Below are 17,338 nucleotides of genomic sequence, written 5' to 3'. Positions count from 1 at the left end.
GAAGGACTTGTCATGGCATATGATCTCATCGTTATCGGTTCGGGCCCCGGCGGCTATGTCTGCGCCATCAAGGCGGCCCAGCTCGGCCTCAAGGTCGCGGTCGTCGAAAAGCGTGCCACCTACGGCGGCACCTGCCTCAATGTCGGCTGCATCCCCTCCAAGGCGCTGCTGCATGCCTCGGAGACCTACAGCCACGCCGCCCACGGCATGGAGGCGCTCGGCATCGAGGACGTGAAGCCCACGCTGAACCTGCCGAAGATGATGGCGCACAAGGATGCGACGGTGAAGTCGAATGTCGACGGCGTCGCCTTCCTCTTCAAGAAGAACAAGATCGACGGCATCCAGGGCACCGGCAAGGTGCTCGGCGCCGGGAAGGTCTCCGTCACCAGCGACAAGGGCGAGGAACAGGTCCTCGAGACGAAGGCCATCGTCATCGCCACGGGCTCGGACGTCGCCGGCATTCCGGGCGTTCCGGTCGAGATCGACGAGAAGGTCATCGTCTCCTCGACGGGCGGCATCGCGCTCGACAAGGTGCCGGGCCATCTGGTCGTCGTCGGCGGCGGCGTCATCGGCCTGGAGCTCGGCTCGGTCTGGGCGCGCCTCGGCGCCAAGGTCACGGTCGTCGAATATCTCGATGCCATCCTCGGCGGCATGGACGGCGAGGTCTCCAAGCAGTTCCAGCGCATGCTCGCCAAGCAGGGCATGGACTTCAAGCTCGGCGCCAAGGTGACGGGCGTGGAAAAGTCCGGCTCGGGCGCCAGGGTGACCTTCGAGCCCGTCAAGGGTGGTGAGGCCACCACGATCGACGCCGACGTCGTGCTGATCGCGACGGGCCGCAAGCCCTATACCGAAGGCCTCGGCCTCAAGGAAGCGGGCGTCGCGCTCGACAATCGCGGCCGCGTCGAGATCGACAACCATTTCCAGACCAGCGTTCCCGGCATCTATGCCATCGGCGACGTGGTGCGCGGCCCGATGCTCGCCCACAAGGCCGAGGACGAGGGTGTCGCCGTTGCCGAGATCCTTGCCGGCCAGGCCGGTCATGTGAACTATGACGTCATCCCGGGCGTCGTCTACACCCAGCCGGAAGTCGCCTCCGTCGGCAAGACGGAAGAGGAGCTGAAGGCTGCGGGCATCGCCTACAAGGTCGGCAAGTTCCCCTTCACCGCCAACGGCCGCGCCCGCGCCATGCTGGCGACGGACGGCTTCGTCAAGGTGCTGGCCGACAAGGACACGGACCGCGTGCTCGGCGTCCACATCGTCGGCTTCGGCGCCGGCGAGATGATCCACGAGGCGGCCGTGCTGATGGAGTTCGGCGGTTCCTCCGAAGACCTCGGCCGCACCTGCCACGCCCACCCGACCATGTCGGAAGCCGTCAAGGAAGCAGCGCTGGCCACCTTCGCCAAGCCGATCCACATGTGATCGGCTGACGAAGCCGCAGGCATTGAATGGGCAGGGCCGCGGAGGATTTCCTTCGCGGCCCTGCCCATTCCTGGCATTGATCAATCTGCGCGGGGTCAAGCCAGCGCCATGTTGTCGCGGCCCGGCCATTTGCGGCCGATGCGACAACCGGACATCTGTCGTCGCTCGTCGAACCGGCGCAGCATGGAGGCCTGCAAGGAGGTTTTCATGTCGCCGGTGTCGAGACCCGTTTTCCTGCCCCACCCGCTTCTCCCGGCCGCCGACTGGGCGGATCGCTTCACGCTGGGCCTGCCCGTCGACGGCCTGACGGCGCGGGATGCGGCGCGGCTGGCGCTGGAATATCCGCCGGGCTGGGTGTGCAGGCTGATGGCGCTGCGCAATGCGCTGGTGGCGCCCCTCGGGCTGAAGGGCGCGGCAAAGGAGGTGAAGACGTCGGAGGCGGAGATCGGCGGCTTTCCGGTGGTCAGCGCCAGCGACGACCGGGTGGTGCTCGGCTTCGACGACCGGCATCTCGATTTCCGCATCGTCATCGACGTGATGGCCGACCGGCCCTCCGGCCAGACCCTCAGCGTGATGACGCTCGTCCACCGCAACAACCTTCTCGGCCGGCTCTATCTGGCAGCGGTCCTGCCGTTCCACAAGCTGATCGTGCGCCGGATGCTGTCGGGGATCGGGCGCCGGGTCGTCAGTTCACGGCGGTGACCGTGAAGCCTTCCTTGCGCAGCAGCTCCACCACGCCCTCCGGCCCCGGCAGGTGCAGCGCGCCGACGGCCATGAAGACGTTGCCGCCATCGAGGATCGGTGCCGCGCGGGTCGCCATGACATGGTTGCGGTCGACGATGATGCGCTGCTCGAAATCGGCATAGGCCTTGGCGTCCTCGTCCGTCTCGGGGCTGACCGCGCGCGTCATCGGCATGATCATGCCCGTGTCGCCGGCAAGGTAGAGCTGGCTCATCGTCTCGATGACGTCCTCCAGCGTATCGCCGAGCTCCACCGTCTGCACGAGGCCGTGGATCTGCGGCTCCAGCGGCAGGGAATCGAGGGCGGAGATCTGTTCGAGGAGCGTTTCGAGGCCCTTCAGGCTCTTGCCTTCGGCGAGCGCGTCCTTCGCGAGGCGCTGGTCGAGGAAGGCGGCGCCGGCCGTCTTTCGGGCGATCTCGCAGGCCGGAAGCGCCACGAAGCTGGCGATCATCCACGGCTTCATGCGGGCGACGGCGGCAAGCGACAGGCCGCGGCCCTTGAGTCCCTCGGTCAGTTTCTCCGTGTCTTCCTTGTCGAGGAAATCGGTGATGGACTTGCCGTCCGCGAACATGGTGAGGTCCGGGCGGGCCATGATCGCCGCGCCGGCCTTCTTCTCGTCGGCGATCTCGTCGGATTCGACGACGACGGTGGCGGCATCGGCATAGGCCTTGCGGGCGGCCTCGGGCATGGCGAGCACGCGCGGATCCGTCACATGCATGGTGCCGAGCAGGAAGGAAGCGGGCTTGCCGTCCTTCTCGATCTTCCAGAAGATGTTCCTGCCGTTCGGCACGGCGTCGGCCTCCGCGCGCAGCTTCGCGAAGGCGGCGGGGTCGTCCCTTTCCAGCTTCGTCAGCAGGTTGTCGCCGCCGCAGGCCGTCGGCTCCTCGGCATGGGCCGGCGAAAGCGCGGCGAGCACGAGGAGGAAGGAGACCGCGAGCGCGATGTGGAGCGCTGCGAGGAGCCGGAGGCCGGCATCGGCCAGCCGGTCGGCAAGCGCCAGCCGGCTCGTGTGAAGAAGGACTGTCATGGTCGAACTTTCTGCATTTTCGCCGGACCCTAGCCTTCCGATCCTCATATTCCCTTAACGCCTCCTGGGCGCGCCCTTGACGTCTCAGGCGCGCGGATGGGCACGGTCGTAGATTTCCAGCAGCCGGGCGGAATCGACGCCGGTGTAGACCTGCGTGGTGGAAAGGCTGGCATGGCCGAGCAGTTCCTGGATGGTGCGCAGATCCCCGCCGCCGGCCAGCAGGTGCGTGGCGAAGGAGTGGCGCAGCGCATGGGGCGTGGCGCTGTCCGGCAGGCCGAGCGCGCCGCGCAACTTCTGCATCTCGCGCTGGATGATGGCGGGTTGCAGCGGCCCGCCGCGCGCGCCGCGGAAGAGCGGCTTGTCGCCGGAAAGCGGGAAGGGGCAGATCTCGATGTAATCCTCGACGCCGGCGCGGGCCGGGGCGATCATCGGCACGATGCGGGTCTTGCCGCCCTTGCCGGCGATGCGCAGCGATGCCGGGCCGCCGGCGAAGTCGGCGGGCGTCAGCGACAGCGCCTCGGAGATTCGCAGGCCGCAGCCGTAGAGGAGGGCGAGGACTGCGGCGTTGCGCACCCGGATCCAGGGTTCCTCGGCCAGTTGCTCATGGGCATCGACGACGGCGATGGCCTGCCGGTCGGAGAGCGGCTTCGGCAGCGATTTCGGCTGTTTCGGCGAGCGCACGGCCGAAGCGCCGGCCGCATTGGCAAGGCCCTTGCGCTCCAGATGGCGCAGGAACGAGCGCAGGCCCGCAAGGCCGCGGCCGAGCGTGCGCGGGCCCGCCCCGTCGCGGCGGCGGGCGGCGAGGAAGCCGCGCAGGTCCGATGGGCGCAGGTCCCCGATGTCCCTGAGGCGGGCGGGGGCGGCGAGGTGCTGCGTCAGGAAGGCGAGGAACTGGCGCGTGTCGCGCTCGTAGGCCTCCAGCGTATTGCCGGAAAGACGCCGCTCATCGCAAAGCGCGTCCAGCCAGGCCTGCCGCTCGGCGAGAAGCGTCGGATCGGCGATGATGAGAAGCTCGGTCATGCGGAGAGGATCGGCGATTTGCGTTAACGTTGGCTTCACGGGCCGGCCGGGGCGCTTATATAGAGCGTCGTCGCCATCAATCATCCGGGTCTGCCCATGCTGCTGCGGTCCATGTCCGCCGAAAACTACCGCTCGCTGCGCGCCATCCGCATGGATCTCGGGCGGGTGAACCTCTTCGTCGGCGAGAACGGGGCGGGCAAGTCCAACCTCTACCGCTCGCTGCAACTGGTGCAGGCCGCCGTGCGCGGCACGTTCGCCCATGAGATCGCGGCGGAGGGCGGCATGGCCTCGGCGCTGTGGACGGGCAAGAGGCGGCCGAACGAGCCGGTCCGCATCCGGCTGGAAGCCGAGCTCATGGACGAGGAGCGGGCGATCACCTTCCGCTACCGGATCGAGGCGGGGCTGCGCCCGCCGGCCGCCGCAGGCTTTGCCTTCGAACCGCAGGTGAAGGCGGAGGAACTGACGATCGAGACAGGACGCCGGCCGGTGACGGTGATGAAGCGGGCGGGACCCGGCATTTCGGTACGTAACGAAAGCGGGCGCATGGCCGAGCATCCCGAACAGGCGCTGACCTCGGAGACGGCCATCGCGCTCATCGGCGATGCCGGGCACTATCCGGAAGTGGGCACCTTCCGCCGCGCGGTCTCGCAATGGCGCTTCTTCCATGGTTTCCGCTCCGACAGGGATTCGGCATTGCGCCAGCCGTGCCTTGCCGTCACCGCGCCGCTGCTCGACGAGGACGGGGCGAACATGGCGGCGGTCTTCGCGACGCTCGCCACCACCCGGCAGGACACGGTGGACCTCGACCGCGCCGTGGCCGAGGCGTTCGGCGGCGCGCGGCTGACCATCCCCGAGCCGGAGGAATTCGCCTCCTACGGGCTCGTCTTCCCGCAGTTTCCCAAGCGGGTCTTCCAGCCGCGCGAGCTCTCCGACGGGCAGATCCGGTTCCTGGCGCTCGCCGCCGCGCTCCTTTCCTACCGCACGCCGCCGCTGATCGCGCTCAACGAGCCGGAGGCGAGCCTCCATCCCGATATGCTGCCGCCGCTCGCCGGCATGATCGCGCGGGCCGCCGGGACGAGCCAGCTGTGGATCGTCACCCATTCGGAGCGGCTGGCGCGGGAGATCGAGGCGCGCTGCGGTGTCCGCGCAAAACGCGTCATCCGCAACGACGGCGCGACCTGGATCGAGGGGATGCGGCTGACCGGCGAAATGGAAGACGAGGACGAATGAACATGTTTGCGGTTTTCTTCGCGCATCGCCGGAGGCATCTTCGCGGGCGATGAGCAGCGATTCGACCGACCTTTTCGGGGAGAAGCTTTTCCCGCGCACCGTGCCCGTCCTGGTGCCGGTGCCGACGCCCGTTGCCTATTCCTATTCCGTGCCGGAAGGTGTGGCGGTCGAGCCGGGCTCCATCGTCAAGGTGCCGCTCGGGCCGCGGCTGGTGGCAGGCGTCGTCTGGGACGGCGCGGACGACGGCAAGGTCGATCCGAAGAAGCTGCGCCCCATCGAGAAGGTCTTCGACTGCCCACCGCTCTCGAAGGAGATGCGCGATTTCATCGACTGGGTCGCCGCCTATACGCTGACGCCGCCCGGACTCGTCGCCCGCATGGCGCTGCGCGCGCCGGCCGCCTTCGATCCCGAGCCGATGATCGAGGGGCTGCGGTTCACCGGCCACCGGCCGGCGCGGCTGACGAGCGCGCGCGAGCGGGTGCTGGAGCTGGTCGAGGACGGCGTGCCGTGGACGCGGTCGGGCCTCGCGCACGCCTCGGGCAGCTCGGCGAGCGTGATCGACGGGCTGGTGAAGCAGGGTTCGTTCGAGACGGTCTTCCTGCCGCCGCCGCCGGTCGTCGCCGCGCCCGATCCCGACTATGCCGCGCCGCGGCTGGAAGGGCCGCAGACGGAGAGCGCGGCGGCTCTCGTCGAGAGCGTGCAGAAGGGGGAATTCTCCGTCTCGCTGATCGACGGCATCACCGGCTCGGGCAAGACGGAGGTCTATTTCGAGGCCATTGCCGAGACGCTGCGGCGGGGAAAGCAGGTGCTGATCCTCCTGCCTGAAATCGCGCTGACGGCGAGCTTCCTCGAACGCTTCCAGGACCGTTTCGGCGCCAAGCCCGCCGAATGGCATTCCGACCTCGCCCCGCGCATCCGCGAGAAGGTCTGGCGGCAGGTGACGACGGGGGACGTGCGGGTCGTCGCCGGCGCGCGCTCGGCGCTGTTCCTGCCCTTCGAGGACCTCGGCCTCGTCATCGTCGACGAGGAACATGACCCGGCCTACAAGCAGGAGGACCGCGTCTTCTACAATGCGCGCGACATGGCGGTGGTCAGGGCGCGCATCGGCGATTTCCCGGCCGTGCTCGTTTCGGCGACGCCGTCGGTCGAAAGCCGGGTCAACAGCGATGTCGGGCGCTATCGCAAGCTGCACCTGCCGACGCGCTACGGCGATGCGGCCCTTCCCGATCTCCACCTCGTCGACATGCGCCGCCATCCGCCGGCGCGGGGCGGCTTCCTCTCGCCGATCCTCCTGCGCGGCATTCAGCGCACCATCGAGAAAGAGGAGCAGGCGCTGCTCTTCCTCAACCGGCGGGGCTATGCGCCGCTGACACTCTGCCGGGTCTGCGGCCACCGCTTCCAGTGCCCGCAATGCTCGAGCTGGCTGGTGGAGCATCGCTTCCGCGGGCAGATCCAGTGCCACCATTGCGGCTATGCCGAGCGCACGCCGGAAGCCTGCCCGGAATGCGGCACGTTCGATCACCTCGCGGCCTGCGGGCCGGGCGTCGAGCGTATCGCCGAGGAGGTGGAGCGGCATTTCCCGGAGGCCCGCACCATCGTGCTCTCCTCAGACCTCATGGGCGTCAAGCGTCTCCGGCTGGAACTGGAGGCCATCGCGCGGGGCGAGGCGGATATCGTCATCGGCACGCAGCTCGTCGCCAAGGGGCACAACTTCCCCCTGATGTCGCTGGTCGGCGTGGTGGATGCAGACCTCGGCCTTTCCAACGGCGATCCGCGCGCGGCCGAGCGCACCTTCCAGCTTCTCTCGCAGGTGACGGGCCGCGCCGGGCGCTCGGGCCTCAAGAGCCACGGCCTCATCCAGACCTACCAGCCGGGCCATCCGGTCATGCAGGCCATCGTCTCGGGCGATGCTGAGGCCTTCTACGACCGGGAGATCGGCGAGCGGGAGAAGGCGCTGCTGCCGCCGTTCGGCCGGCTCGCCTCGGTCATCGTGTCGGCCGACAGCCGGGGCGAGGCGGAAGGACATGCACGCGGGCTCAGGCAGGCCGCACCCCAGGTCTCCGGCATCTCGATCCTCGGGCCGGCGGAGGCGCCGCTGGCGCTCGTGCGCGGGCGCCACCGCTTCCGCCTGCTCGTCCACGGGCGGCGGGGCAGCGACATGCAGGCCTTCCTGCGCGCCATGCTGGCGAACGGGCCGAAGGAGCGCGCCTCGCTGCAGGTGCAGCTTGACATCGACCCGCAGAGCTTCCTGTGACGCGCAGGGTTAACAAAGAGTTGTGCGAAGTCGGCCGGCACGCTTTAGCGTTCGGCATGGCTGTGCGATAGAACGGCAGGGGCGGACGGAAGAGGCGTCGAGATGGAATTCTACATTCCCACCGAAACGGGCGAACTTGCCGCCTTCTGCGCGGCCATCGCCACCGGGCTTTTCGGCCTCTTCGCCCTCTTCGCGCCGGGCATGGCGCTGAAGCTGGCGGGCCTCCAGGCGCGGGAGGGCAGCCGCGAGGGTTTCGCCTTCGTCCGCTCGGCCGGCGGCTTTTATGCGGGGCTTGCCATCGTCGCGCTGATGATGGCGCAGGACTGGATCTACATGGCCATCGGCGGCGGTTTCGCGCTCGCCGCCTTCGGGCGCATCCTCTCCCTGATGTCGGACCGTTCCTTCACCGTGAAGAACCTCCTCGTGCTCTTCGCGCAGGTGCTCCTCGGCGGGCTTCCGCTCGCCTATGTCTTCGGCTTTTTCTGAGGATCGGGGCGTTTTTCGCGCATTGGGAACAAAACAGAGTGCGCGCAGTCAACTTTTGCCGCGACTGTGGCCGACTTATGGCGCATTCCTGCGCCGCGCGTGTTGCGAGTCCGGGTTTCGTATGCTAGACGAACCGCGAAATTCAGGAAAAGCGGGCGAAAATCCTGTGGGAACTGAAGATTACCGCAACGATTTCAGAATGTTAGGACTGTAGCTCTGCTGCCGCCCGGCGCTCTGGATGAAAAGAAGAGAAACTTGTGCCCGTGGCAGACACATCCCAGCTCGTTTCCGGTGTTGCAGAAAGATACGCGTCCTCGCTTTTCGACCTCGCTCAGGAAGCCGGTTCGGCTGCCGGTGTCGGTGCCGATCTCGACCGTTTCCAGGCCCTGATCGATGAGAGCGCCGACCTGAAGCGGCTGATCGCCAGCCCCGTCTTCTCCGCCGAAGATCAGACCAAGGCCATTGCCGCCGTTGCGGCCAAGGCCGGCATCACGGGCCTCGTGGCAAACTTCCTCAAGGTGGTCGCGTCAAATCGTCGCCTCTTCGCCGTTCCCGGCATGATCAAGGCATACCGCACCATTGCGGCCCGTGCCCGCGGCGAGATCACGGCCGACGTCACCTCGGCCCATGCGCTGACCGCAGCGCAGGAAAAAGAATTGAAGGCGGCGCTGAAAGGCGTCACCGGCAAAGACGTGGCGATCGCCGTCACCGTCGACCCGTCCATTCTCGGTGGTCTGATCGTCAAGGTGGGATCGCGCCAGATCGACACGTCCCTTCGCACCAAACTCTCTACTCTTAAGCTTGCACTGAAAGAGGTCGGCTGATGGATATCCGCGCCGCGGAAATTTCCGCAATTCTCAAAGATCAGATCAAAAACTTCGGCAAAGAGGCGGAAGTCTCGGAAGTCGGCCAGGTGCTTTCCGTCGGTGACGGCATCGCCCGCGTTTACGGCCTCGACAACGTCCAGGCCGGCGAAATGGTGGAATTCCCCGGCGGCGTCCGCGGCATGGCGCTGAACCTGGAAAGCGACAACGTCGGCGTCGTTATCTTCGGTTCGGACCGTGACATCAAGGAAGGCGACACCGTCAAGCGGACCGGCGCCATCGTGGACGTCCCGGTCGGCCCGGAACTGCTCGGCCGCGTCGTCGACGCGCTCGGCAACCCGATCGACGGCAAGGGTCCGATCAACGCCAAGCAGCGCGCCCGCGTCGACGTCAAGGCGCCCGGCATCATCCCGCGCAAGTCGGTGCATGAGCCCATGTCGACCGGCCTCAAGGCCATCGACGCCCTCATCCCGGTCGGCCGCGGCCAGCGCGAGCTCGTCATCGGCGACCGCCAGACCGGCAAGACCGCCATCATCCTCGACACGATCCTGAACCAGAAGGCGATCCACGACAACGGCCCGGACGGCGACAAGCTCTTCTGCGTCTACGTCGCCATCGGCCAGAAGCGTTCGACCGTCGCCCAGTTCGTGAAGGTCCTCGAAGAGCGCGGCGCTCTGCAGTACTCGATCATCGTTGCCGCAACGGCCTCCGACCCGGCGCCGATGCAGTACCTCGCTCCCTTCGCCGGCTGCGCGATGGGCGAATACTTCCGCGACAACGGCAAGCATGCTCTCATCGGCTACGACGACCTTTCCAAGCAGGCCGTCTCCTACCGCCAGATGTCGCTGCTGCTGCGCCGCCCGCCGGGCCGCGAAGCCTATCCGGGCGACGTCTTCTACCTGCATTCGCGTCTCCTCGAGCGCGCTGCAAAGCTCAACGACGAAATGGGCGCCGGCTCGCTGACGGCCCTGCCGGTCATCGAAACCCAGGGCAACGACGTTTCGGCGTTCATCCCGACCAACGTGATCTCGATCACCGACGGCCAGATCTTCCTTGAAACGGACCTGTTCTACCAGGGTATCCGCCCGGCCGTGAACGTCGGCCTGTCGGTTTCCCGCGTCGGCTCTTCCGCCCAGATCAAGGCGATGAAGCAGGTCGCCGGCTCGATCAAGGGCGAGCTTGCCCAGTACCGCGAAATGGCGGCCTTCGCCCAGTTCGGCTCGGACCTCGATGCCGCCACGCAGCGCCTGCTCAACCGCGGTGCACGCCTGACCGAACTCCTCAAGCAGCCGCAGTTCTCGCCGCTGAAGACGGAAGAGCAGGTCGTCGTGATCTTCGCCGGCGTCAACGGCTACCTCGACAAGCTGCCGGTCGGCGATGTCGGCAAGTTCGAGCAGGGCCTGCTCGGCTACATGCGCACCGAAGGCAAGGCGATCCTCGACACGATCCGCACCGAAAAGGCGATCAGCGACGACACCAAGGGCAAGATCAAGGCTGCCCTCGACACCTTCGCCAAGACCTTCGGCTGAGCCGACGGTTCAAGCCCTGCGCGCTAACGGCGCGCAGGCGCCCCGAACTTTGGATTTGACGCATGATCCCTCCGGATCGTGTTACAGGACGGAAAACGGATGCCTTCACTTAAGGATCTGAAAAACCGGATCGCCTCCGTCAAGGCGACGCAGAAGATCACCAAGGCGATGAAGATGGTCGCCGCGGCGAAGCTTCGGCGCGCCCAGGAAGCGGCCGAGGCCGCCCGGCCCTATTCGCAGCGCATGAGCGCCGTTCTCGCCAACATCGCCCAGGCCGTCGGCCAGGACGATTCGGCGCCGCGCCTGATGACCGGCACCGGCAAGGACCAGGTTCACCTGCTCGTCGTCTGCACGGCAGAACGCGGCCTTTGCGGCGGCTTCAACTCGCAGATCGCCCGTCTTGCGCGTGACCACACCCGCAAGCTGCTCGCCAGCGGCAAGACGGTCAAGATCATGTGCGTGGGCAAGAAGGGCTTCGATATCCTGCGGCGCGAATTCGCCTCGCTGATCATCGACCGCGTCGACCTGCGCGAGGTCAAGCGCATCGGCTTTTCGAACGCGGACCAGATCGGCCGCAAGGTCATCGGCCTCTTCGAGAAGGGCGAGTTCGACGTCTGCACGCTGTTCTATTCCGAGTTCAAGTCGGTCATCGCGCAGATCCCGACCGCGCTCCAGCTCGTTCCGGCATCCGCTCCCGCGGCCGTTGCCGACACGACCGGCGCCACGGCGATCTACGATTACGAGCCGGACGCCAGCGCGATCCTCGGCGACCTCATTCCGCGCAACATTTCGGTGCAGATCTTCCGGGCCCTGCTCGAGAACGTCGCCGGCGAAATGGGTGCCAAGATGAGCGCCATGGACAACGCGACCCGCAATGCCGGTGAGATGATCAACAAGCTGACGCTCAACTACAACCGTCAGCGCCAGGCTCAGATCACCAAGGAACTCATCGAAATCATCTCGGGCGCTGAAGCGCTCTAAGGACCAGGACAAAGAGGGTAAGAGACATGGCTAAGGCAGCTACCCCGAAGGAAACCGCCGCAGTGGAAAAGAAGCCGGCTGCGCGCAAGCCGGCAGCGAAGACCGCTGCTGCAACCAAGGCGGCGGCTCCGGTCGCAGCCGGCGCGACGGGTCGCGTTACCCAGGTTATCGGCGCCGTCGTCGACGTCGCGTTCGAAGGCAACCTGCCGCTCATCCTGAACGCGCTGGAAACCGACAACAACGGCAACCGCCTCGTTCTCGAAGTCGCCCAGCACCTCGGTGAGAACACCGTCCGCACGATCGCCATGGACTCGACCGAAGGTCTCGTCCGCGGCCAGCCGGTCGTCGACACCGGCGCCCCGATCTCCGTTCCGGTCGGCGACGAGACGCTCGGCCGTATCATGAACGTCATCGGCGAGCCCGTCGACGAAGCCGGCCCGCTGGTCACCAAGTCCAAGCGCGCCATCCACCAGGAAGCTCCGGCCTACGTCGAGCAGTCCACGGAAGCGCAGATCCTCGTCACCGGCATCAAGGTCGTCGACCTTCTCGCCCCTTACGCAAAGGGCGGCAAGATCGGCCTCTTCGGCGGCGCAGGCGTCGGCAAGACCGTTCTCATCATGGAACTGATCAACAACGTCGCCAAGGCGCACGGTGGTTACTCGGTGTTCGCAGGCGTCGGTGAACGCACCCGCGAAGGCAACGACCTTTACCACGAAATGATCGAATCGGGCGTGAACAAGCTCGGCGGCGGCGAAGGCTCCAAGGCCGCCCTCGTTTACGGCCAGATGAACGAACCGCCGGGTGCCCGCGCCCGCGTCGCCCTGACGGGCCTGACCGTTGCCGAAGACTTCCGCGACAAGGGCCAGGACGTTCTGTTCTTCGTCGACAACATCTTCCGCTTCACGCAGGCAGGCTCCGAAGTGTCCGCACTTCTCGGCCGTATCCCGTCGGCCGTGGGCTACCAGCCGACGCTGGCGACCGACATGGGCCAGATGCAGGAACGCATCACCACCACGACCAAGGGCTCGATCACCTCGGTCCAGGCCATCTACGTTCCCGCCGACGACTTGACCGACCCCGCGCCGGCAACCTCGTTCGCCCACCTCGACGCCACGACCGTTCTGTCGCGCTCGATCGCCGAAAAGGGCATCTACCCGGCCGTCGACCCGCTCGACTCGACCTCGCGCATGCTCGACCCGATGGTTGTCGGCGAAGAGCACTACGAAGTCGCCCGTAAGGTCCAGACGACCCTGCAGCGCTACAAGGCCCTCCAGGACATCATCGCGATCCTCGGCATGGACGAACTGTCGGAAGACGACAAGCTGGCCGTTGCCCGCGCCCGCAAGATCGAGCGCTTCCTGTCGCAGCCGTTCTTCGTCGCCGAAGTCTTCACCGGCTCGCCGGGCAAGCTCGTCGCCCTCGAAGACACGATCAAGGGCTTCAAGGGCCTCGTCAACGGCGAGTACGACCACCTTCCGGAAGCCGCCTTCTACATGGTCGGCTCCATGGAAGAAGCCGTCGAGAAGGCCAAGAAGCTGGCTGCCGAAGCCGCTTGATGAATCCGGGCGCCCGATGAGGGCGCCCGTTCCTGCCGGACGACATCAGAAGAAGTGAATGGTCATGGCCGACAATTTCAACTTTGAACTCGTTTCCCCCGAGCGCCTGCTGGTTTCCGGCAGCGTCAGCGAAGTCGTCATTCCGGCGACCGAGGGCGAAATGACCGTCATGGCCAACCATGCGCCGACCATGACGACGATCAAGCCGGGCATCGTCACCGTGAAGTTCGCGGACGGCAAGAAGGACCGCTATGTGGTCTTCGGCGGTTTTGCCGACATCGTCCCGACCGGCTGCACGCTGCTCGCCGAATCGGCCGTCCATGTCGACGAATTCAACCGTGACGACATTGCCCGCCGTGTCGAAGCCGCCCGCGCCGACCTGTCGACGGCAACGTCCGACGAGCAGAAGTTCGGCATCGAGACCTATCTTTCGCAGCTCACCACGCTGCAGGGCGCGATCCTGCCGGCGTGACCGGCAAGCGATAGCCCCACATCGAACCCGCCTTCCGGCGGGTTTTTTGTTGCCTTGCGCATCGTGCGGAAGGCTTCCTTTACCTTCCCGGCAGGAACCCGCCCGGCAAGACACGGCTGGATTGCGGGATTTGCCGTTTCTTTACGGCGCGGATAGAAGGTAGTCCCATCTGCCCATGTCGGGCATGCCGGCCCACAAGCATCAGGACCAGGAATTGATGAGCAGCAAGATCGTACCCGTAATCATGGCCGGCGGTAAGGGCACGCGCCTCTGGCCGCTGTCGCGCGCCGCCGCGCCCAAGCAGTTCCTGGAATTCCTCGGCGAGACGACGCTGTTCCAGAAGACGCTGGAGCGCGTGTCCGATGCCGGCCTCTACGAAGCGCCGATCGTGGTCACCAACAGCGATTTCCGCTTCCTCGTTGCCGAGCAGGCGCGCGCCGCCGGCGTGACGCTCGGCTCGATCCTGCTCGAGCCCGTCGCCCGCAATACCGCGCCGGCGCTCGCCGCCGCGGCCATCGTCGTCGAGCGCCTGCACGGCGAAGGCGCCCTCATGCAGGTGCTTGCCTCCGACCATGAGATCGAGGCCGACGCCACCTATTTCGATTGCATCGCCAAGGCCGCCGCCGCCGCCCGAGCCGGCCGTCTCGTCACCTTCGGCATCACGCCGAAGGAGCCGGCGACCGGCTACGGCTATATCGAGACCGGAGAGGACCTCGGCAACGGCGCCCATGCGGTGCGCCGCTTCGTGGAGAAGCCGGACCGGGACCGGGCGGCCGAGATGCTGGCCAAGGGCGGCTATCTGTGGAATTCCGGCATGTTCATGCTGCCGGTCTCGCTCTTCCTGCGCGAGCTCCAGCAATATGCCCCCGAGGTGTTGGAAGCGGCCGGCGAAGCGGTCGCCAAGGCGAAGCACGACCTCGACTTCGAGCGGCTCGACGACGAGGCCTTCGCCCGGGCGCCGGATATCTCCGTCGACTACGCCATCTTCGAGAAGACGCCGATCGCCGCCGTCGTGCCCTCGCCGATCGCCTGGTCGGACCTTGGAAGCTGGGATTCCGTCTGGAAGACGGGCCGGCAGGACGAGGCCGGCAACGTGGCGGACGGCAGCACGACCGTGCTCGACACCCGCAATTCGCTCGTCATCTCGCGTGACATCCATGTTGCCGTGCAGGGCCTTGACAATGTCGCGGTGGTCGCCAGCGAGGACGCCGTCTATGTCGGCCGGCTGGAGGACAGCCAGAGCGTCGGCAAGCTGGTCAAGCACCTTGCGGCCCTGCCGAAGACCGCGAAGCTGACGGAAACGCACCCGACCGCCTACCGCCCCTGGGGCGGCTATACCTCCGTGCTGAACGGCGAGCGCTTCCAGGTCAAGCGCCTGTTCGTCACGCCCGGCAAGCGGCTCTCGCTGCAGAAGCATCATCACCGCTCGGAGCACTGGATCGTCGTGCGCGGCACGGCGGAGGTGACGATCGGCGACAGGACGATCCCGCTGCGCGAGAACGAGTCCGTCTATATCCCGCAGGGCGAGGTGCATCGCCTTGCCAATCCGGGCAAGATCCTGCTCGAACTGATCGAGGTGCAGACCGGCTCCTATCTCGGCGAAGACGACATCATCCGCATCGAGGACGAGTTCGGCCGGGGCTGAAGATCACGGCGGTGCCAGCAGGCTTTCGTGCAGCTTCAGGGCCTCGGGCGAGGGCGTGCGGAATTTCGGCAGGCCGAGATGGTAGCCGTAGCCCGTGACGAGGCTTGCCGTTCCCAACTGCACCAGCCTTCCTTCAGCAAGCTGCGCCGCGACGAGGCCGAGGCTGCCGAGCGCCACGCCGTCGCCGCTGAGGGCGGCGTCGAGCGCCAGCGCATAGGTGGAGAAGGTGAGGTGCGGCCGGGGAAGGGGCGTCCGCCGGAAGACCTCCGGTGCCACGCGCTCCAGCCAGGGCCGGAAGGAAATCCAGTTGGCGTTGAAGCGCTCGTAGTCGATGAGGTCGAGGCGGGCGAGATCGGCCGGCGTGACCGCGGCCGGGTCGAGCCCCTTGCGGGCGATATAGGCGGGCGCGGCGACCGGCGCCAGCTCCTCCGCCAGCAGCGGGGTCAGCGCCCAGCGCGGATGCTCTCCCGTCGAATAGAGGATGACGAGGTCGTTGTTCTCCGAGGCGAGGTCCGCCGGACTATCCGATGTGCTGAGCCGGATTACGATATCGGGATTGTTGCGGGCGAAGGTGCGAAGCCGGGGGCCGAGCCACAGATGCGAGATGGAGCCGCTGGCGGCGAGCGCTATGCTCTCGCCCGCGCCGCTGCGAAAGGGCTCCAGGCTCTCCTCCAGGTAATCCAGCGAGGCGCGCACGCGCTGGAACAGCTTTTCGCCGCGCGCCGTGAGCGCCAGGTTCTTGCCGCTGCGGGTGAAGAGCGGCGCGCCGAGGTGATCTTCCAGCCCCTTGATGCGCCGGCTGACGGCGGCCTGCGTGATGTTCAGCTCACGCCCCGCCCGGGAAAAGTTCATGTGCCGGCAGGCGGCGTCGAAGACGCGGAAGGCTTCCAGCGGGATACGGGCGAGCATCGTGGCTTTCATGATCTCAAGTTATCAAAGAGCCTGAAAAATCCAAGGATTTGAAAATCTGAGATCGTGATGCACGGTTCTCCGGTCATTGCGGGGACTATCGTGACATTCGCAACATCGTTCGTGCCTGATATCCGTTTCGGCGAAGGCGTTCACGCCGGCATCGCCGCCTCCGCCAGCGCGTTGGAAACCCGGAGCGCGCTCGTCGTCATCGACGGCTTCCTCGCCGCCAGCGGCCTTGGCGAGCAGCTTGCCGCACAGTTCGCGGCGGAGGGGATAGCGGCGGAGTTTTTCTCCGGCTTTGCGGGTGAGCCGAAGCTTGCCCATGTGCAGGCGGCAAGCACGGCCGCGCGGGGCAAGGACCTCGTCGTCGGCATAGGCGGCGGCTCGGCGCTCGATATCGCCAAGATCGCCGCCTGCGTCGCCGTGGCGGACGAGGGCCCGATGCATTACGCGCTCGCCGCCAATCCGCTGCCGAAAAGGCCGCTGAAGAAGATCATGGTGCCGACGACGGCGGGCACCGGCTCGGAAACCTCGGCGACGACGATCTTTGCGGGACCCGAGGGCAGGAAGCTCTGGATCTGGGGCCCGGAGACGAAGGCCGACCTCGTGCTGCTCGATCCGGCGCTGACTGTGACGCTGCCGGCTGACCTCACCGCCTGGTGCGGGCTCGACGCCTTCGTGCACGCCTTCGAGGCGGCGACCAACCGCAACGCCCATGCCGGCGCGGCGCTCTATGCCCACTCGGCGCTTAGCCTGCTGACGGTCGCGCTGGAGACGGCCGTGCGGAACCCCATGGATATCGAAGCGCGCGGCAAGGTCCTGCTCGGCTCCTGTTATGCCGGGATCGCCATCGACAATTGCGGCACGGCGATCGCTCACAATATCAGCCACGCGCTTGCCGGGCTCACGCCGGTCCACCACGGGCTTGCCACCGCGCTCGGCTTCGAGGCGACGCTGGAATGGCTGGTCGAGGCCGACACGGCCGATCTTGCGGCGGCGGCGCGGGCCTGCGGGCTTGCCGATGCGGCGACGCTGCCGGCTTTCGTGACGGGCCTCATGGACCGCTGCGGCATCGTGCGCGCGCTGCCGAAGGCCTTTTCCGCCTTCTCCGCCGGGGACCTTGCCCGCGAGATGCGTGCGCCGGAGAACCAGCCGATGCGCCGCGCGACGATCCGCGACGTCACCGATGCCGATATCGATGCCATCGCGGCAAGGATGATGGCCCTGCCGAAGACGCTTTGA

Annotated in this window: 15 protein-coding genes; 12 read left to right on the top strand and 3 right to left on the bottom strand. The window is 66.8% G+C overall.

Annotated elements, in window-relative coordinates; translation table 11 throughout:
- Positions 1–12 precede the first annotated feature (12 nt).
- Positions 13–1,419, top strand: a complete 1,407-nt coding sequence (gene lpdA, locus ACZ5TO_RS15735) for a dihydrolipoyl dehydrogenase (RefSeq protein WP_464798768.1) — start codon at positions 13–15, stop codon at positions 1,417–1,419.
- 207 nt (positions 1,420–1,626) lie between these two features.
- Complete coding sequence (locus tag ACZ5TO_RS15730; protein WP_464798767.1) at positions 1,627–2,121, top strand: DUF2867 domain-containing protein; 495 nt, start codon at positions 1,627–1,629, stop codon at positions 2,119–2,121.
- Here ACZ5TO_RS15730 and ACZ5TO_RS15725 read toward each other — a convergent pair.
- The gene (locus ACZ5TO_RS15725; protein WP_464798766.1) at positions 2,105–3,187 is read right to left on the bottom strand and encodes a TraB/GumN family protein; all 1,083 of its coding nucleotides are present in this window, start codon (positions 3,185–3,187) and stop codon (positions 2,105–2,107) included. The two genes, ACZ5TO_RS15730 and ACZ5TO_RS15725, sit on opposite strands and share 17 nt — an antisense overlap.
- Before the next feature lie 84 nt (positions 3,188–3,271).
- Positions 3,272–4,207: a tyrosine recombinase XerC gene (locus ACZ5TO_RS15720; RefSeq protein WP_464798765.1), complete on the bottom strand. Its 936-nt coding sequence runs from the start codon at positions 4,205–4,207 to the stop codon at positions 3,272–3,274.
- 96 nt (positions 4,208–4,303) lie between these two features.
- Between ACZ5TO_RS15720 and ACZ5TO_RS15715 the strand changes: the two genes are divergently transcribed.
- The 9 genes from ACZ5TO_RS15715 to ACZ5TO_RS15675 all read left to right on the top strand — a co-directional run bounded on the left by ACZ5TO_RS15715 (position 4,304) and on the right by ACZ5TO_RS15675 (position 15,184).
- Entirely contained in the window at positions 4,304–5,437 is a 1,134-nt protein-coding gene (locus tag ACZ5TO_RS15715; RefSeq protein WP_184146421.1) for an AAA family ATPase, read from the top strand.
- A gap of 49 nt (positions 5,438–5,486) precedes the next feature.
- Entirely contained in the window at positions 5,487–7,691 is a 2,205-nt protein-coding gene (locus ACZ5TO_RS15710; protein WP_464798764.1) for a primosomal protein N', read from the top strand.
- 102 nt (positions 7,692–7,793) lie between these two features.
- Complete coding sequence (locus ACZ5TO_RS15705) at positions 7,794–8,177, top strand: AGROH133_08824 family phage infection protein (RefSeq protein ID WP_464798763.1); 384 nt, start codon at positions 7,794–7,796, stop codon at positions 8,175–8,177.
- Positions 8,178–8,434: 257 nt separating this feature from the next.
- Positions 8,435–9,001: a F0F1 ATP synthase subunit delta gene (locus tag ACZ5TO_RS15700; RefSeq protein WP_184146427.1), complete on the top strand. Its 567-nt coding sequence runs from the start codon at positions 8,435–8,437 to the stop codon at positions 8,999–9,001.
- Complete coding sequence (atpA, locus tag ACZ5TO_RS15695; RefSeq protein WP_464798762.1) at positions 9,001–10,530, top strand: F0F1 ATP synthase subunit alpha; 1,530 nt, start codon at positions 9,001–9,003, stop codon at positions 10,528–10,530. The genes ACZ5TO_RS15700 and atpA overlap by 1 nt, the downstream gene beginning before the upstream one ends.
- A gap of 99 nt (positions 10,531–10,629) precedes the next feature.
- Positions 10,630–11,511 (top strand): F0F1 ATP synthase subunit gamma, encoded by an 882-nt coding sequence (locus ACZ5TO_RS15690; RefSeq protein ID WP_184146431.1) that lies wholly within the window; start codon positions 10,630–10,632, stop codon positions 11,509–11,511.
- A gap of 26 nt (positions 11,512–11,537) precedes the next feature.
- Positions 11,538–13,067, top strand: coding sequence for a F0F1 ATP synthase subunit beta (gene atpD / locus ACZ5TO_RS15685; RefSeq protein ID WP_464798761.1), 1,530 nt, complete (start codon positions 11,538–11,540; stop codon positions 13,065–13,067).
- Positions 13,068–13,131: 64 nt separating this feature from the next.
- Positions 13,132–13,539, top strand: coding sequence for a F0F1 ATP synthase subunit epsilon (locus tag ACZ5TO_RS15680; protein ID WP_464800404.1), 408 nt, complete (start codon positions 13,132–13,134; stop codon positions 13,537–13,539).
- A gap of 217 nt (positions 13,540–13,756) precedes the next feature.
- On the top strand, positions 13,757–15,184 hold the full coding sequence (locus ACZ5TO_RS15675; protein WP_464798760.1) for a mannose-1-phosphate guanylyltransferase/mannose-6-phosphate isomerase: 1,428 nt from the start codon (positions 13,757–13,759) through the stop codon (positions 15,182–15,184).
- A 3-nt stretch (positions 15,185–15,187) separates the two neighbouring features.
- Here the strand turns inward: ACZ5TO_RS15675 and ACZ5TO_RS15670 are convergent, their stop codons facing one another.
- On the bottom strand, positions 15,188–16,093 hold the full coding sequence (locus ACZ5TO_RS15670; protein WP_464798759.1) for a LysR substrate-binding domain-containing protein: 906 nt from the start codon (positions 16,091–16,093) through the stop codon (positions 15,188–15,190).
- A 102-nt stretch (positions 16,094–16,195) separates the two neighbouring features.
- Here ACZ5TO_RS15670 and ACZ5TO_RS15665 point away from each other — a divergent pair, with 102 nt between their 5' ends.
- Complete coding sequence (locus ACZ5TO_RS15665) at positions 16,196–17,338, top strand: iron-containing alcohol dehydrogenase (protein WP_464798758.1); 1,143 nt, start codon at positions 16,196–16,198, stop codon at positions 17,336–17,338.

This window comes from Shinella sp. Sh6 (assembly GCF_055392685.1).
Note: the sequence above shows the minus strand (reverse complement) of the source record. Positions and strands in the feature narration are given on the sequence as shown.

Bases quoted from the DNA above. Each gene is read 5' to 3' on its own strand.
- lpdA (WP_464798768.1), top strand. From the start codon at position 13: ATGGCATATGATCTCATCGTTATCGGTTCGGGCCCCGGCGGCTATGTC.
- ACZ5TO_RS15730 (WP_464798767.1), top strand. From the start codon at position 1,627: ATGTCGCCGGTGTCGAGACCCGTTTTCCTGCCCCACCCGCTTCTCCCG.
- ACZ5TO_RS15725 (WP_464798766.1), bottom strand. From the start codon at position 3,187: ATGACAGTCCTTCTTCACACGAGCCGGCTGGCGCTTGCCGACCGGCTG.
- ACZ5TO_RS15720 (WP_464798765.1), bottom strand. From the start codon at position 4,207: ATGACCGAGCTTCTCATCATCGCCGATCCGACGCTTCTCGCCGAGCGG.
- ACZ5TO_RS15715 (WP_184146421.1), top strand. From the start codon at position 4,304: ATGCTGCTGCGGTCCATGTCCGCCGAAAACTACCGCTCGCTGCGCGCC.
- ACZ5TO_RS15710 (WP_464798764.1), top strand. From the start codon at position 5,487: ATGAGCAGCGATTCGACCGACCTTTTCGGGGAGAAGCTTTTCCCGCGC.
- ACZ5TO_RS15705 (WP_464798763.1), top strand. From the start codon at position 7,794: ATGGAATTCTACATTCCCACCGAAACGGGCGAACTTGCCGCCTTCTGC.
- atpA (WP_464798762.1), top strand. From the start codon at position 9,001: ATGGATATCCGCGCCGCGGAAATTTCCGCAATTCTCAAAGATCAGATC.
- ACZ5TO_RS15690 (WP_184146431.1), top strand. From the start codon at position 10,630: ATGCCTTCACTTAAGGATCTGAAAAACCGGATCGCCTCCGTCAAGGCG.
- atpD (WP_464798761.1), top strand. From the start codon at position 11,538: ATGGCTAAGGCAGCTACCCCGAAGGAAACCGCCGCAGTGGAAAAGAAG.
- ACZ5TO_RS15680 (WP_464800404.1), top strand. From the start codon at position 13,132: ATGGCCGACAATTTCAACTTTGAACTCGTTTCCCCCGAGCGCCTGCTG.
- ACZ5TO_RS15675 (WP_464798760.1), top strand. From the start codon at position 13,757: ATGAGCAGCAAGATCGTACCCGTAATCATGGCCGGCGGTAAGGGCACG.
- ACZ5TO_RS15670 (WP_464798759.1), bottom strand. From the start codon at position 16,093: ATGCTCGCCCGTATCCCGCTGGAAGCCTTCCGCGTCTTCGACGCCGCC.